General features: G+C 72.9%; 10 protein-coding genes. 8 read left to right on the plus strand and 2 right to left on the minus strand.

Annotated features, from left to right (window positions below):
- The first annotated feature begins 19 nt into the window (after window positions 1-19).
- The 4 genes from ABGA98_RS11925 to ABGA98_RS11940 are packed head-to-tail and all read left to right on the plus strand — an operon-like array spanning window position 20 to window position 3,368.
- Entirely contained in the window at window positions 20-928 is a 909-nt protein-coding gene (locus ABGA98_RS11925) for a glutamate ABC transporter substrate-binding protein (RefSeq protein ID WP_347618277.1), read from the plus strand.
- The gene (locus tag ABGA98_RS11930) at window positions 928-1,572 is read left to right on the plus strand and encodes an amino acid ABC transporter permease (protein WP_347618278.1); all 645 of its coding nucleotides are present in this window, start codon (window positions 928-930) and stop codon (window positions 1,570-1,572) included. Before ABGA98_RS11925 ends, ABGA98_RS11930 begins: the two co-directional genes overlap by 1 nt.
- Window positions 1,573-1,606: 34 nt before the next feature.
- A complete protein-coding gene (locus tag ABGA98_RS11935) occupies window positions 1,607-2,428 on the plus strand; it encodes an amino acid ABC transporter permease (RefSeq protein ID WP_347618279.1) in 822 nt (273 codons plus the stop codon).
- Window positions 2,421-3,368 (plus strand): asparaginase, encoded by a 948-nt coding sequence (locus ABGA98_RS11940; RefSeq protein ID WP_347618280.1) that lies wholly within the window; start codon window positions 2,421-2,423, stop codon window positions 3,366-3,368. The genes ABGA98_RS11935 and ABGA98_RS11940 overlap by 8 nt, the downstream gene beginning before the upstream one ends.
- A 25-nt stretch (window positions 3,369-3,393) precedes the next feature.
- On the opposite strand, the gene ABGA98_RS11945 is transcribed toward ABGA98_RS11940, so the two are convergent.
- Window positions 3,394-4,869, minus strand: a complete 1,476-nt coding sequence (locus tag ABGA98_RS11945; protein ID WP_347618281.1) for an LCP family protein — start codon at window positions 4,867-4,869, stop codon at window positions 3,394-3,396.
- Window positions 4,870-5,108: 239 nt separating this feature from the next.
- Between ABGA98_RS11945 and ABGA98_RS11950 the strand changes: the two genes are divergently transcribed.
- Together ABGA98_RS11950 and ABGA98_RS11955 are read left to right on the plus strand one after the other, a co-directional pair.
- The gene (locus ABGA98_RS11950; RefSeq protein WP_347618282.1) at window positions 5,109-5,981 is read left to right on the plus strand and encodes an enoyl-CoA hydratase-related protein; all 873 of its coding nucleotides are present in this window, start codon (window positions 5,109-5,111) and stop codon (window positions 5,979-5,981) included.
- Between the two features lies 1 nt (window position 5,982).
- Window positions 5,983-6,912, plus strand: a complete 930-nt coding sequence (locus tag ABGA98_RS11955; RefSeq protein WP_347618283.1) for an alpha/beta hydrolase — start codon at window positions 5,983-5,985, stop codon at window positions 6,910-6,912.
- Here the strand turns inward: ABGA98_RS11955 and ABGA98_RS11960 are convergent.
- A complete protein-coding gene (locus ABGA98_RS11960) occupies window positions 6,885-8,378 on the minus strand; it encodes a prolyl oligopeptidase family serine peptidase (RefSeq protein WP_347618284.1) in 1,494 nt (497 codons plus the stop codon). The two genes, ABGA98_RS11955 and ABGA98_RS11960, sit on opposite strands and share 28 nt — an antisense overlap.
- Window positions 8,379-8,485: 107 nt before the next feature.
- On the opposite strand from ABGA98_RS11960, the gene ABGA98_RS11965 reads away from it, so the two are divergent.
- Window positions 8,486-9,595 (plus strand): exonuclease SbcCD subunit D, encoded by a 1,110-nt coding sequence (locus ABGA98_RS11965; protein WP_347618285.1) that lies wholly within the window; start codon window positions 8,486-8,488, stop codon window positions 9,593-9,595.
- Window positions 9,596-13,537, plus strand: coding sequence for an SMC family ATPase (locus tag ABGA98_RS11970; RefSeq protein WP_347618286.1), 3,942 nt, complete (start codon window positions 9,596-9,598; stop codon window positions 13,535-13,537).

Consider the following 13,537-nt stretch of genomic DNA (forward strand, 5'->3'; position numbering starts at 1 on the left):
CGAAGGAAGTGAGCTGTTCATGAAGAGGTTTGTCGCCGCCGCCGTCCTCGCGGTGTTAACCCTGGCGGCCTGCGGTGAGTCGAGCAGCCCAGCCGTGCCGGGCGAGTCCCCGAGCAGCGGCCCCGACGTGCTGGCCAAGGCGCCGGTCGCGACGGCGGCCGAGATCCTGCCCGGCTCGACCATGGAGAAGATCAAGAAGCGCGGCGAGCTCCTCGTGGGCGGCTCGCTGGACGCGCCCCTGCTCTCCCAGCAGAACCCCGTCACCGGCGAGGTCGAGGGGTTCGACGCGGAGATGGGCAGGGCACTGGCCACGTACATCCTCGGCGAGCCCAAGGTGAAGATCGTCAACTCGGCGTCGGAGACCCGTGAGGCGCTGCTCGCCAACGGCACCGTGGACGTCGTGTTCCAGACGTACACGATCACCGAGGAACGCGCGAAGCAGGTCTCGTTCGCGGGCCCGTACTACACCTCCGGTCTGACGATCGCGGTGAAGAAGGGCGCGACGGGCATCGCCAAGCCGGAGGACCTGAACGGCAAGAAGGTCCTGGCGGGCGCGAACACCCCGGCGATCCCCGCGATCAAGAAGCTGGCGCCGCAGGCGGAGATCATCACGTTCGGCAGCGACCCCGAGTGCGTCCAGGCGCTCAAGCAGGACCGCGGCGTCGCGTACGTGCAGGACGAGACGATCCTCATCGCCGACGCCAAGGCCGACCCGGCGATCGAGATCGTCACGAAGCCGTTCACCGAGGACCCCTACGGCATCGGGCTCAAGCACGGTGACGACGCGTTCAAGAAGTTCCTCAACGACTGGCTGAAGAAGACGCAGGACACCGGGGTCTGGCAGCAGATCTGGAAGAAGTCCATCGGCACCGTGGTGACCGGCGAGGCTCCGCAGCCGCCGCGGATCGGCTCCGTGCCGGGGTCCTGATGTCCGTCCTGCTGGATCACCTGCCCGAGCTGTGGCAGGGACTGGTCGTGACGTTCCAGCTCACCGCCGGGTCCTTCGCGGGCGCGGCGGTGCTGGGCGTGCTGGTCTGCGCCCTGCGCGTCAGCCCGGCCGGGGTGCTGCGCGCCCTCGGCACGGCCTACGTCGAGGCGTTCCAGAACCTGCCGCTGCTCGTGCTGCTCGTCCTCGCGTTCTTCGGCCTGCCGGAGATCGGCATCCAGGCCGGCCTGCTGGAGACGGCCATCGTGGTCATCGCGGTGTACGAGGGCGCCTACGTCGCCGAGGCCCTGCGCTCGGGGGTGAACTCGGTGTCGAAGGGCCAGGGCGAGGCCGCCAGGGCGATCGGCCTGACGTTCGGCCAGTCGCTGCGGCACGTCATCCTGCCGCAGGCGCTGCGCACGGTCGTCCAGCCGCTCGGCAACATCTTCATCATGACGACCATGAACACCGCGCTCGCCGCGGCCGTCGGCGTCGTCGACCTGACGGCGGCGGCCAACCGGGTCAACCTCGTCGAGGCGCAGCCGATCCCGATCTTCGTGGGCGCCGGCGTGGCCTACGCCCTGATCGCCGCCGCGGCCGGGTTCGTCACCGGGCGGCTCGAACGCAGGCTGGTGATCCTCCGATGACGACCCTCCACCCACTCCCGAGGCGGGCACTCCGATGACGAGCACCGCGCTCTTCGACGAGCCGGGGCCGAAGGCCAGGAGGCGCATCCGGATCGCGACCGTGCTCGGCACGCTCGCCGCCGTCGCGCTCGTCGCCCTCGCCGTGCGGCAGTTCGCCGCGAACGGGCAACTCGACGCCGCCCGCTGGCAGCCGTACGCGACCTGGCCCATGTGGCGTTACCTCCTGGACGGCCTGTGGTCCACCTTCCTCGCGGCCGTCGTCTCCGCGGCGCTGTCCATGGCGCTCGGCCTGCTGCTGGCGCTGGGCCGGCTCTCGCCGCGCCGGTGGGTGCGCCTCCCGGCCGCCGGATACGTCGAGGTGGTCAGGACGATCCCGGCCCTGCTGCTGGTGTACGTCGTGCTGTTCGCCCTGCCGCGCTACGGGATGGACCTGCCGCTGTTCTGGAAGCTGGTCGTGCCGCTGACCGTCTCGAACGCGGCCGCCTTCGCCGAGATCTTCCGCGCCGGCATCAACGCGATCGAGCGCGGCCAGACCGAGGCGGGCCTGGCCGTCGGGCTCACCCGCTTCCAGACGATGCGGCTGGTCGTGCTGCCCCAGGCCGCCCGGCGCGTACTGCCGTCCATCGTCAGCCAGTCCGTCGGCCTGCTCAAGGACACCTCGCTGGGCTTCATCGTCAGCTACGGCGAACTGCTCTACAGCGGCAAGGTCCTGGCCGCCTACAACCACCTGGTCATCCAGACGTACCTCGTGGTCGCGCTCATCTACCTGGTGGTCAACGCCTCGCTGTCCAAGCTGGCCCGCACGCTGGAGGCCCGCCGGCCCGCCCCGCTCAGAAGGAGACCCGCACGTGCCTGAACTCGCCCTGCTCGCCGAAGTGATCCGGTCGGGGTTCGTGGAGAGCGTGCACTACGGCAGCGCCGTCGGCCTCGGCCCCTCCGGGCGTACGGAGGTGGCGTTCGGCCCGGTCGGCGCGCCGGTGCTGCCGCGCTCGTCGGCCAAGCCGTTCCAGGCGCTGGCCTGCCTGACGGCGGGCGCCGCCCTGGCGGGGCCGAGGCTCGCCATCGCGGCGGGCAGCCACACGGGCGAGGACTTCCACGTACGCCTCGTCCGCGAGCTGCTCGACGACTACGGCCTCGCCGCCGGCGCGCTGGCCTGCCCGCCGTCGTGGCCCGAGGACCGGCCCACCATGCACGAGCTGATCAGGCAGGGCCAGGACGTCTCCCGCGAGCGCATGAACTGCTCGGGCAAGCACGCCGCCATGCTCGCCGCCTGCGTGGCGGCCGGCTGGGACGTGCCCGGCTACCTGGCTCCCGAGCATCCCCTGCAGGTCCACGTGCGCACCGTCACCGAGGAACTGGCGGGGGAGAAGGCCGCGCACGTCGCGATCGACGGGTGCGGGGCGCCGCTGTACGGGCTCACGCTGACCGGCCTCGCGCGCGCGGTGCGGGGGCTGGTGACCGCCGTGCCGGGCAGCGGGCCGCGCCAGGTCGCCGACGCGATGCGCGAGCACCCCGAGTACGTCGGCGGCACCGGCCACCAGAACACCGGCCTGATGCGGGCGCTGCCCGGCGCCCTGGCCAAGGGCGGCGCGGAGGGCGTGCTGGTCGTGGCGCTGGAGTCGGGGCACTCGGTGGCGGTGAAGGTCATCGACGGCAGCCCGCGCGCCACGACCGCCGTCGCGCTGGAGGTGCTGCGCCTGATGGGCTGCGACGTCGGCGGGGCGGCCGCGTTCGCGCGGGTGGACGTGCTGGGCGGCGGCGAGCCGGTGGGCCGGATCGTCACCAGGTTGTCCTGACCGCACCCGCCGGGGGAGCGCCGGGTCAGCCGTTCGCCAGGGAGGAGCCGCACCCCTCCGTGAGGCCCTTGGCCGGGTCGCCCGAGTCGTCGCCGGTCTTCTTCGCCGGCGGCTCGGCGGTCTCCTTCGACGGCTTCTCCGCCTTCCCCGCCTTCGCGGGCTGCCCCGGCGACGGGGTGGCCGAGGCGGCGACGGCGGGCTTCGTGGTCTTCGAGTCGCGGATGGCCTTGTCGGCGACGTCGCGGATCTTGTCCCAGTCGGGGTAGCCGGTGTTGATGAGCGGCGGCACGAACTGCACGCTCGACACCTTCGCGTTCTTGACCTTCAGCGCGAGCGGCACCAGGTGTTTGAGCATCGGCCGGGGGATGTCGGTCCTGATCAGCTCTTTGGTGGCCAGCGCGATCTTGTTGAACCTGGTCAGCACCGTCGCCGGGTCGGCCTGGTCGAGGATGGCGCCGAGCACGCAGCGCTGCCGGCGCATCCGCGTGTAGTCGTCGCTGTACGTCCGCGAGCGGGCGTACCACATCGCGTCGGCGCCCTTGAGCTTGCGCGTGCCGGCCTTGACCAGGCCCTCGTTGTACCTGCCGAACACGACGTCCTTCTCGACGGTGATCGTGACCCCGCCGATGGCGTCGATGAGCCGGGCGAACCCCCACATGTTGACCAGGGCGTACCAGTCGACCTTGACGCCGAGGGTGTAGCCGATCGTGTCCATCAGCACCTGGGCGCCCTGGTGCTCCTTGCCGCCGAAGATCTCCGGGTGCGAGTCGGCGTACTCCCAGACGCTGTTGAGCAGGTCGCTCCGGCCGCCGCCCGGGTCGGCGGGCAGGCGGAAGCCGCCGGGGAAACGCTCGGCCATCGGCGTGCCGGGACGGAAGCGTACGTCCTCCAGGTTGCGCGGCAGGCTGAACAGCACGGTGTTGCCGGTCTCCACGTCGACGCTGGCCAGGTTCATGCTGTCGGTGCGCACGCCGACGCGGTGGTCGTCGGCGTCGCCGCCGAGGAGCAGGATGTTGACCCGGCGCCGGCCCGCCCACGGGTTCTCCGGCTCCGGCTCGGCCGCTTCCGGGGCCCCGTCGTCGGCGGGGGGCTGCTGGAAGATGCCGTCGAGCGTCTGCTGCGAGGTCCAGACGAACTGCGCGACCACTCCGAACGGCACCACGACGATGACGGCGAGCAGTCCCGCGAGCGTGCCGGTGACGATCTGCCCCGTCTGCGGCAGCCGCCCTGGCCGCAGCACGACGAACGAGTGCACGATGAGGGCGAACCACCCCACGCCCAGCACGGACGCGCCGACGATGATCGCCGTCAGCCAGGAGTCCTCGGTCAGCGAGCCGAGCAGGTTGTCGGTCAGCAGGCCCAGGGCGAGCAGGCCCAGCAGCAGGGCGGCGTGGCAGGAGAGCAGCACGAGGCCGGTCTTGCGCCATCCGGCGCGCAAATGGGCGGCGCCGGGCGCCAACGCGCCCAGCACCAGCCAGCCCAGGACCGCTCCGGCGTTCATCGGTTCCTTCGCCTGCCGCACGCCTTCCCCGTTTCCCCGCGATGTCCACCATAGGCGCGATCGCCGCATCTTGTGGTGGACCCGCCGGTGTGGGCTCGCCGAAGACGCGGAGTTCGCTGCCCGAGGCGGGCCGCTGACGTGGCCCGTCTCAGGTCTGATCGAGGCGGCAGCCTACGCAGTGAATGCGAAATGTGTCCTTATCGGAGGATGAACATCAGCAACCGAATATGATTCTACTCATGGTCTTCACCGAGATCGGATACCAGGTGGACGATCGTGTCGCCACCGTGACGCTGCGCCGGCCGGAACGCCTCAACGCCTTCACCCTCACCATGCGCGGGGAACTGATCGAGGCGTTCGACCGGGCCGACGCGGACGACGACGTACGCGCCGTGGTGGTCACCGGGGAGGGCCGCGCGTTCTGCGCGGGAGCCGACCTGAGCGGCGGCGGCGACACGTTCGGGCGCCGCGACGAGCCCGGAGAGCAGCGGGAACGCGTGAACGGCGCGCCCCGCGACGGCGGCGGCACGGTCGCGCTCAGGATCGCCAGGTCGCTCAAGCCCGTCATCGGCGCGATCAACGGCCCCGCCGTGGGCGTCGGGGTCACGATGACGCTGCCCATGGACGTCCGTCTCGCCTCCGAGACGGCCAGGTTCGGGTTCGTGTTCGCGCGGCGCGGCATCGTCACCGAGGCCGCGTCCAGCTGGTTCCTGCCCAGGATCGTCGGCATCGCCCAGGCCATGGAGTGGGCGGCCACCGGCCGGATCTTCCCCGCGTCCGAGGCGCTGGAAGGGCGGCTGGTCTCGCGGGTGTACCCGGCGGGCGACCTGCTGCCCGCGGCGTACGCGCTGGCCCGGGAGATCGCCGCGAACACCTCCGCCGTCTCCGTGGCCGCCGTCCGCAGGCTGATGTGGTCGGGCCTGTCGGCGGCCTCGCCGTGGGAGGCGCACGCGGCGGACTCGCGGCTCATGACCGAGCTCGGCGGCGCGCCCGACGCGGTCGAAGGGGTGACCGCCTTCCTGGAGAAACGGCCCGCCGAATTCCCGATGACGGTCAGCCAGGATCTCCCGCCCGGCGTGCCGTCGTGGCCCGACGATCCCTATGGTGTCTAGCGTGTACGAGATCACCGTGCTGCCCCTGCCCGACGACTTCGAGGGCGCGGTCGTCGCGACGCTGGTCGCCAGAAGGGCCACCACCCCCACCCGCAGGGCCGTGCTCTACCTGCACGGGTTCACCGACTACTTCTTCCAGGACCACCTGGCCGAGCACTACGTCAGCCGCGGCATCGACTTCTACGCCCTCGACCTGCGCAAATACGGCCGCTCACTGCTGCCCCACCAGACCAGGGGCCTGATCAGGAGCGTCACCGACTACTTCCCCGAGATCGACGAGGCCGTCCGCATCATCAGGCAGGACCACGACGAGCTGACGATCAACGCCCACTCCACCGGAGGCCTGATCGCGCCCCTGTGGGCCGACCGGGTGCGAGGCCGCGGCCTGGTGCAGGGGCTCGTGCTCAACAGCCCGTTCTTCGACCTCAACGTGCCCACGCCGCTGCGCCTGGCCGCCGACCTGCTCAAGACGCCGCTGTCCTACACCCGCTGGGTCCTCCCCCTGGGCGCCGGCACCGTCTACGGGCAGACGCTGCACCGCAGCCTGCAGGGCGAATGGGACTACGACCTGGAGCTCAAGCCCCTCGGCGGCTTCTCGGTGCACGCCATGTGGCTGGCCGCCATCCGCAGGGCCCAGCGGCGGCTGCACGCCGGCCTGTCGGTGGACGTGCCGGTGCTCGTGCTGACCTCGGCGACGGGCCTGCGCGTACGCGACTTCGTTCCCGAGGCGCGCGCGGCCGACATCGTGCTCGACCCCCGGCACATGGCCCGCTGGTCCACCTCGGTCGGTCCGCACGTCACGTGCGTGCGCATCGCGGACGGCCTGCACGACCTGGTGCTGTCGGCCGAGCCGGTGCGCAAGCAGGTGTTCGGCGAGCTCGACCGCTGGATGAACGCCTTCATCTACCACGGGAACGAGAAGAGCCCGTAGTAGGCCGCCGCCACCATCAGCAGGCCGGTGCCGCCCAGCACGCCCGCGATCGCCACGTGCTGCCAGCGGCTCGGCCGCATGCCCTCGCGCAGCGCCGACACGAGCGCCGCCACCGCCGTGACCTCCTGCACCAGCATCCACACCGCCAGCACCCGCACGACCAGCCAGCCGGCCAGCACGGCGGGCCAGGCGCCCGCCTGGTTCACCGAGAACAGCACCAGCAGCGTGATGAACGCCGCCACCGACACCAGCAGGCCGAGGCTCGTCCACGCGATCCTGCTCAGCCTGCGCCGCAGCGGCGGCCAGAGGCGGGCGTTGGCCTCGGCGGTGACGCCCGCCCGGCCGCGCAGGCGCACGACCATGGCGGCGACCGGCCCCGCCACGTAGCCGACGGCGGCCAGGCAGATCGTCAACCCCAGCATCGTGCCGCCCGCGTACCAGGGGGCGGCGGGCACGTCGCTGGCCTCGAACCGCTGGACCGGGGTGGCGCCCGCCATGTGCACCGACGGCTCGGCGGTGCCCGGCAGGCCGATGATCCAGTTGGCGAGGGTCTCCAGATAACCCTGGGTGAAGTCACCGCCGTGGACCCGCATGGCGTGGTCGCCACTCGCCATGAAGCGGATCGTGTAGTCGTCGTTGCCCGCCTTCTTCATCGCCGTGATCAGCGCCTGGGTGGACTCGACGAAGGGGATCGAGGGGTCGGTGGTGCCGTAGAACGCCAGAACCGGCTGCCTGACCTGGCTTAAGGCCGGCATCGCGTCGTAGCGCAGGAAGTCGAAGCCCACCCCGCCCATCGCCCTGGTCAGCAGGTCGCGTACGCCGATCGGGGCGTGCAGCCTGAGCAGCTGCTCGTTCAGCGCCCACGCGACCTGGCGCAGCGGGGAGACGTTCGGCGAGGACACCATCACCAGGAACTTCACCGCGCTGCTCTTCGCCGCCGCGACGGGCACCACCCAGCCGCCCTCGCTCACCCCCCACAGCCCGACGCGCGAAGGGTCCACCTCGGGAAGGGTGCGCAGATATTCCACCATGCGCAGCGCGTCGTCGGCGAGCAGCCCGAAGTCGCGGTCGCGGAAGTTGTAGCCGATCGTGCGCTTGTCGAACGCGATCGTCACCACGCCCGCCATGGCCAGGAACTCCGCCTGCGGCGTGAACTCCGTCCGCGACCCGTTCCCCGAGCCGGACACGAACACCATCGCCGGATGCCGCCCAGGCGTCAGCGGCACCCGGAGCGTCCCCTCCAGGCGCTGCCCTTCGCCCGCGACCGAGATCTGCTCCCTGCGGACGGAGGCGGTCGCCACCACCGGTTTCAGCTCGGCGGCCGGCTGGGCCGGGATCGACTGGAAAGCTGGATCGGCTTCGAGCGGCGGCGGGTCGAACGCGGGTGGCAGGACGTATCCGACCGTCGCGAGAGCCACCAGCACCAGACCGGCGGCCACGCTCAAGGTGCCACGGCCCGTGCGCATCGGCCTCCCCATGTGCGTTGGTTTGCCCGCCGATCGTCCAGCGTACTCCCGGCTCGTGAGACAGGTGATCCCGCATTTGTCGGTGAGACCTGTTAGCTTCCTGCGACATGCGCATCCTGCACACGTCCGACTGGCATCTCGGGCGCTCGCTCCACCGCGAGAGCCTGCTCGCGGCGCAGGCGGCGTTCGCCGATCACCTGGTGGAGACGGTGCGGGCCGAGCGGGTCGACGTCGTGGCGATCGCCGGAGACGTCTACGACCGGGCGCTGCCGCCCGTCGACGCGGTCGCGCTGCTCGACGACGCGCTGGCCCGGCTGCGCGCCACGGGGGCGCGGGTGGTCCTGATCAGCGGCAACCACGACTCGGCGCTGCGGCTCAGGTTCGGCTCGGCGCTGTTCGAGACGGCGGGGGTGCACATGCGCACGCGGCCCGACCAGGCGTGGGAGCCGGTGCTGGTCGGCGACGTCGCCTTCTACGGCATCCCCTACCTGGAGCCCGAGCTGGTCCGGGCCGGCTGGGAGCTGCCCGACCGCAGCCACACCGCCGCGCTCACCCACGCGATGACCCGCGTCAGGGCCGACGCCGCCCGCCACCGCGCCTCCGTGGTCCTGTCGCACTGCTTCGTCACCGGCGGGCAGGCCAGCGACAGCGAGCGCGACATCAGCGTGGGCGGGGTGGCCCACGTGCCCCTGCCGGTCTTCGACGGGGTCGACTACGTCGCGCTCGGCCACCTGCACGGGCGACAGCGCATGTCCGAGACCGTGCGCTATTCGGGCTCGCCGCTGGCCTACTCCTTCTCGGAGGCCGGCCACGTCAAGGGCTCCTGGCTGGTCACCCTGGGCGAGGAGGCGGAGTTCGTGGCCGCCCCCGTGCCCCGTCCCGTCGGCACCCTGAAGGGCCGCCTCGACGACCTCCTCACCTCCCCGCTGCACGCCCCTCTCGAAGACCACTGGCTCCACGTCACCCTGACCGACGCCGTCCGGCCCAAATCCGCCATGGAGCGGCTGCGCGCCCGATTCCCCCACACCCTCGCCCTGGCCTTCGAGCCCGACGGCGCCACCCCCGCCGCCCGGCCCGCGCGCCTGAGCGGGCGGCCCGAGGCCGAGGTCGCCCTCGACTTCGTCCGCGAGGTGCGCGGCGAGCCTGCGGCACCTGACGAGGAATCCCTGCTAAGACAGGCGATCGAGGCATCGAGGGTGAAGGAGACGATGGCATAGATGCGGCCGCACCGGCTCACGTTCACGGCCTTCGGGTCCTTTCCCGGCACCGAGACCGTCGACTTCGACGCCCTTGCGGAGGCCGGCCTCTTCCTCGTCCACGGGCCCACGGGGGCGGGCAAGACCACGATCCTCGACGCGCTCTGCTTCGCCCTCTACGGCCAGGTCCCCGGCCAGCGCAACAGCGCCCGCAGCCTGCGCTGCGACCACGCCCCGCCCACGACAGGGCCCGCGGTCACGCTCGAGGTGACGATCCGCGGCCGCTTACTCCGCATCCAGCGCTCACCCACCTGGCAGCGGCCCAAGCTGCGCGGCACCGGGTTCACAGAAGAGAAGGCCAAGGTCGTCGTCTCCGAGCGGCGGGGGTCGTCCTGGCAGGGGCTGACCACCCGGCTCGACGAGGCGGGGCACCTGGTGGGCGAACTGCTCGGCATGAACGCCGACCAGTTCTGCCAGGTGGCGATGTTGCCGCAGGGGGAGTTCGCCAAGTTCCTGCGGGCCGGCGGCGACGAACGCGCCAAACTGCTCGAACGGCTGTTCACCGTCAAGATCTTCACCCAGGCGGAGGCGTGGCTGGCCGAGCACCGCAAACGGGCCTGGCGCGAGGCCCAGGAGCTGAGACAGCAGGTCGACTTCGCGATCAAACGCGTCGAGGAGGCCGCCGGCGACGCCCTCCTCGCCGCCCCCGCGTCCGGACCCTCCGCTTCGCCCTCGTACGAGCGGGGTGCCGTCGCAGCGCCCGGGGGAGGCGTGACTGCTCAGGAGACCGGCGGCGAGGGGTTCCACGGGACCGGCGAGGGGACCGGTGGCGAGGAGTTCCACGGGACCGGCGAGGGGACCGGCGGCGAGGGGTTCCACGGGACCGGCGAGGGGACCAGTGGCGAGGAGTCCCCGGAGGCAGGACGACATCGGCAGGGAAGCGGGAGTGCCGCCGACCAAGCCGGGGACGCAGAGCTGCTCACGCCGGAGGCCGACCCGTTGCGCTGGGCCGGGGCTCTGCTCGACGCCGCGCGGGCGGTCGTGCGAGGCGCCACCGAGGAGCAGGCCGCAGCCGGCCAGGCGCTGCGCTCGGCCCGCCTCCGTCACGAACAGGCCGCCTCCCTGGCCGACCGCCGGCGCCGCCACGCCGAGGCGCTCACCCTCCGCCGCACCCTAGACGAGCGCGCCGACGAGAGAGCCGACCTGCAGGCCATGCTCGACGACGCCGCCAGGGCCGACCGCGTCATCCCGCTCGTCACCGCCGCCGGGCAACGCGCAGAGGCCGCCACCAAGGCCCGCGCCCTGGCCGCCGACGCCCTCGCCCGAGCACGCCCCCTCCTGACCACCACCCCACCCGCCCCCGGCACGGACCGGCCGACCCCCGGCAGTCCCTCCTCCGGGCGGCCCACCGACCACACGCCCGATCCGGCACGCCAGGGAGACGATGCCGCCGCCGAGCTGGCGGTGCTCGAACGCGAGCGGCAGGCCGAGATCGCGCGGCTGTCGGAGCTGCTCACAGAAGAGGCCAGGCTGTCGGTGGTCAGGCGCGACCTTCTGCGCGTGGAAGGGGAGCTGGCCGCCCTGGTCGAGGCCGACGAGTCCGTCGCGGAGCGGCTGGCCGTTCTGCCCGGCCTCGTCGAGCGGGCCGAGCGCGTGCTCGCCGAGGCGCGTACGGACGCCGCCAGGATCCCGGCGGCGCAGGCCGTACGCGACGCCGCCGCCCACCTGATCGAGATCGACGACGAGCTGGCCGGGCTGGCGGCCGAGCTGGCCGAGCTGTCGGAGCGCGAGGCCGAGGTGTTCGCCGCCCAGGCCGAGCTCCCTGGCCGGATCGCCGACGCGGACGCGGCCCTGGCCGACGTACGCGCGCAGGCGGCGGCCATCCCCGCGGCGGCCGCGAGCCTCGACGCAGCCAGGCTCGTGCTGGAGGCCGCGCACCGCCGCGAGAGCCTCGCCGCGGAGCTGGACGCGGCCGTCGCCTCCCATCAGGTGCTGGTTGACCAGGCCCAGACGCTGCGCGAACGGTGGCTCGACCTGCGTCAGGCCCGCATCGACGGCATGGCGGCGGAGCTGGCCCGCGACCTGGCCGACGGGCAGCCGTGCGCGGTGTGCGGCTCCGACCACCATCCCGCTCCTGCCGCTCCCGCCCCGAGCGCCCCTTCGGCCGACGACGAGCACGCGGCCGAGACCGAGCACGAGGCCGCCCTCGCCGAACGCGAGGCGGCGGAACGCGCGCTCGCCTCGCTGGAGTCCCGGCACGCCGACGCGGTCGAGGCCACGGGAGGCCTGGGTGTGGCGGAGGCCGAGGAGCAGGTGCTGCGAGCGGAGGAGGAGGTCGCCCGTCTGGAGGCGGTGGCGGCCCGTGAGCCTGCCCTGGCGGACGAGCTCGACCGTGTCGAGACCGAACGCGAGCAGGTCAGAGACCGGGCCATGGAGATCGCGGAGATCCTCGCCGGGCACCGCGCTCACCTCACCCACCTCCGGTCCGAACGCGCCCGCCTCCAGGCCCGCCTCGCCACGACCGGCCTCGCCGGACCGCCAGGACCAGCCGGTGCCCTTCCGAGTTCAGGCGCCGCGCACAACGACCCCGCTGCGAGGGAGGGGGCGGACCACGGTGACGGCAGGACCGGGGAACGCCGCGACGACGCAGTGGCCGCGTCGGTGGCGGGTGGTGGGGGTTCCCACGGCGCGCAGGAGGTCGACGGCGCGGTCGTGCTGGCCGAGGCCGAGAAAGAGCTGCGGAGGTTGCGGGAGTCGGCCGGACGGGAGGACGAGCTGGCCAGGGAGGCGGCGCGGCTCCACCGTGAACGGCAGGACCAGGAGGAGGAACGCCGCAGGGTCGGCGCGAGGCTGGCGGCCTGCCGTACGAAACATGAGGAGCTGAGCGGCGACGCCGCAAGGCTCGGGGCGCGGCTGGACGCGGCGCGGGACGGCGACCCGACCCTGACCGCCCGCCTGGCCAGGCTCGGCGACGAGGCCGAGCTGCTGCGGGAGGCCCGCGAGGCCACGCAGGTGGCGGCAGCGGCCCATGACGAGCTGACCAGGGCCCGGCAGGCGGCGGAAGAGGCGGCGGCCGAGGCCGGGTTCGCGGACGTCGCCGAGGCGGCGGAGGCGGTCAGGAGCCCGGCCGAGCGGGAGCGCAAGGCGGAGCTGCTGCGCCGCCTCGACGACGAGCACGCCGCCGTCATGAGCATCCTGGCCGACCCCGAGCTGGTCGCCGCCGCGGCCGAACCCGCGCCCGACCTGGCCGCGATCGAGGCGGAGCGCGACGCCCTGGAGGAGGCGCACACGCGGCTGTCGAGCGTTCGCGACCGGGCCGTGGCGAGGGCGGCGCGGCTGGAGGAACTGCACGGCGAGCTGGCCGGCCGGCTCGAACGCTGGCGCCCGGCCGCCGACCGGCACCGGCTGGCGGAGCGGCTGGCGGCGCTGGCCGGCGGCACGTCCAGCGACAACCGGTGGAGCATGAGCCTGTCGTCGTTCGTGCTGGGCGAGCGGCTGCGGCAGGTCGTGGACGCCGCGAACGAACGCCTCGACCACATGTCGGGCGGGCGCTACCTGCTACGCCACGACCTGCGGAAGACGGCCGGGTCCCGGGCCCGCTCCGGCGGCGGGCTGGGGCTGCGGGTGGCCGACGGCTGGACCGGCGTCGACCGCGACCCGGCGACGCTGTCCGGGGGCGAGAGCTTCATCACCTCGCTCGCCCTGGCGCTGGGCCTGGCCGACGTCGTCACGGCGGAGGCCGGTGGCGCGGAGCTCGGCATGCTCTTCGTGGACGAGGGCTTCGGCACCCTCGACGAGGACACCCTCGACAGCGTCCTCGACATCCTCGACGGGCTGCGCGACGGCGGGCGGGCGGTGGGCATCGTCAGCCACGTCGCCGAGCTCAGGTCCCGGATCCCCGCCCGGCTCAAGGTCACCAAGACCCGCACCGGATCCACCCTGGCCTCGGTGGGCGCCGGCTGA

Source organism: Nonomuraea sp. B1E8 (assembly GCF_039871515.1).
In the GTDB taxonomy this organism is placed as follows: Bacteria; Actinomycetota; Actinomycetes; order Streptosporangiales; family Streptosporangiaceae; genus Nonomuraea.

Bases quoted from the DNA above. Each gene is read 5' to 3' on its own strand.
- ABGA98_RS11925 (WP_347618277.1), top strand. From the start codon at position 20: ATGAAGAGGTTTGTCGCCGCCGCCGTCCTCGCGGTGTTAACCCTGGCG.
- ABGA98_RS11930 (WP_347618278.1), top strand. From the start codon at position 928: ATGTCCGTCCTGCTGGATCACCTGCCCGAGCTGTGGCAGGGACTGGTC.
- ABGA98_RS11935 (WP_347618279.1), top strand. From the start codon at position 1,607: ATGACGAGCACCGCGCTCTTCGACGAGCCGGGGCCGAAGGCCAGGAGG.
- ABGA98_RS11945 (WP_347618281.1), bottom strand. From the start codon at position 4,869: ATGAACGCCGGAGCGGTCCTGGGCTGGCTGGTGCTGGGCGCGTTGGCG.
- ABGA98_RS11950 (WP_347618282.1), top strand. From the start codon at position 5,109: ATGGTCTTCACCGAGATCGGATACCAGGTGGACGATCGTGTCGCCACC.
- ABGA98_RS11960 (WP_347618284.1), bottom strand. From the start codon at position 8,378: ATGCGCACGGGCCGTGGCACCTTGAGCGTGGCCGCCGGTCTGGTGCTG.
- ABGA98_RS11965 (WP_347618285.1), top strand. From the start codon at position 8,486: ATGCGCATCCTGCACACGTCCGACTGGCATCTCGGGCGCTCGCTCCAC.
- ABGA98_RS11970 (WP_347618286.1), top strand. From the start codon at position 9,596: ATGCGGCCGCACCGGCTCACGTTCACGGCCTTCGGGTCCTTTCCCGGC.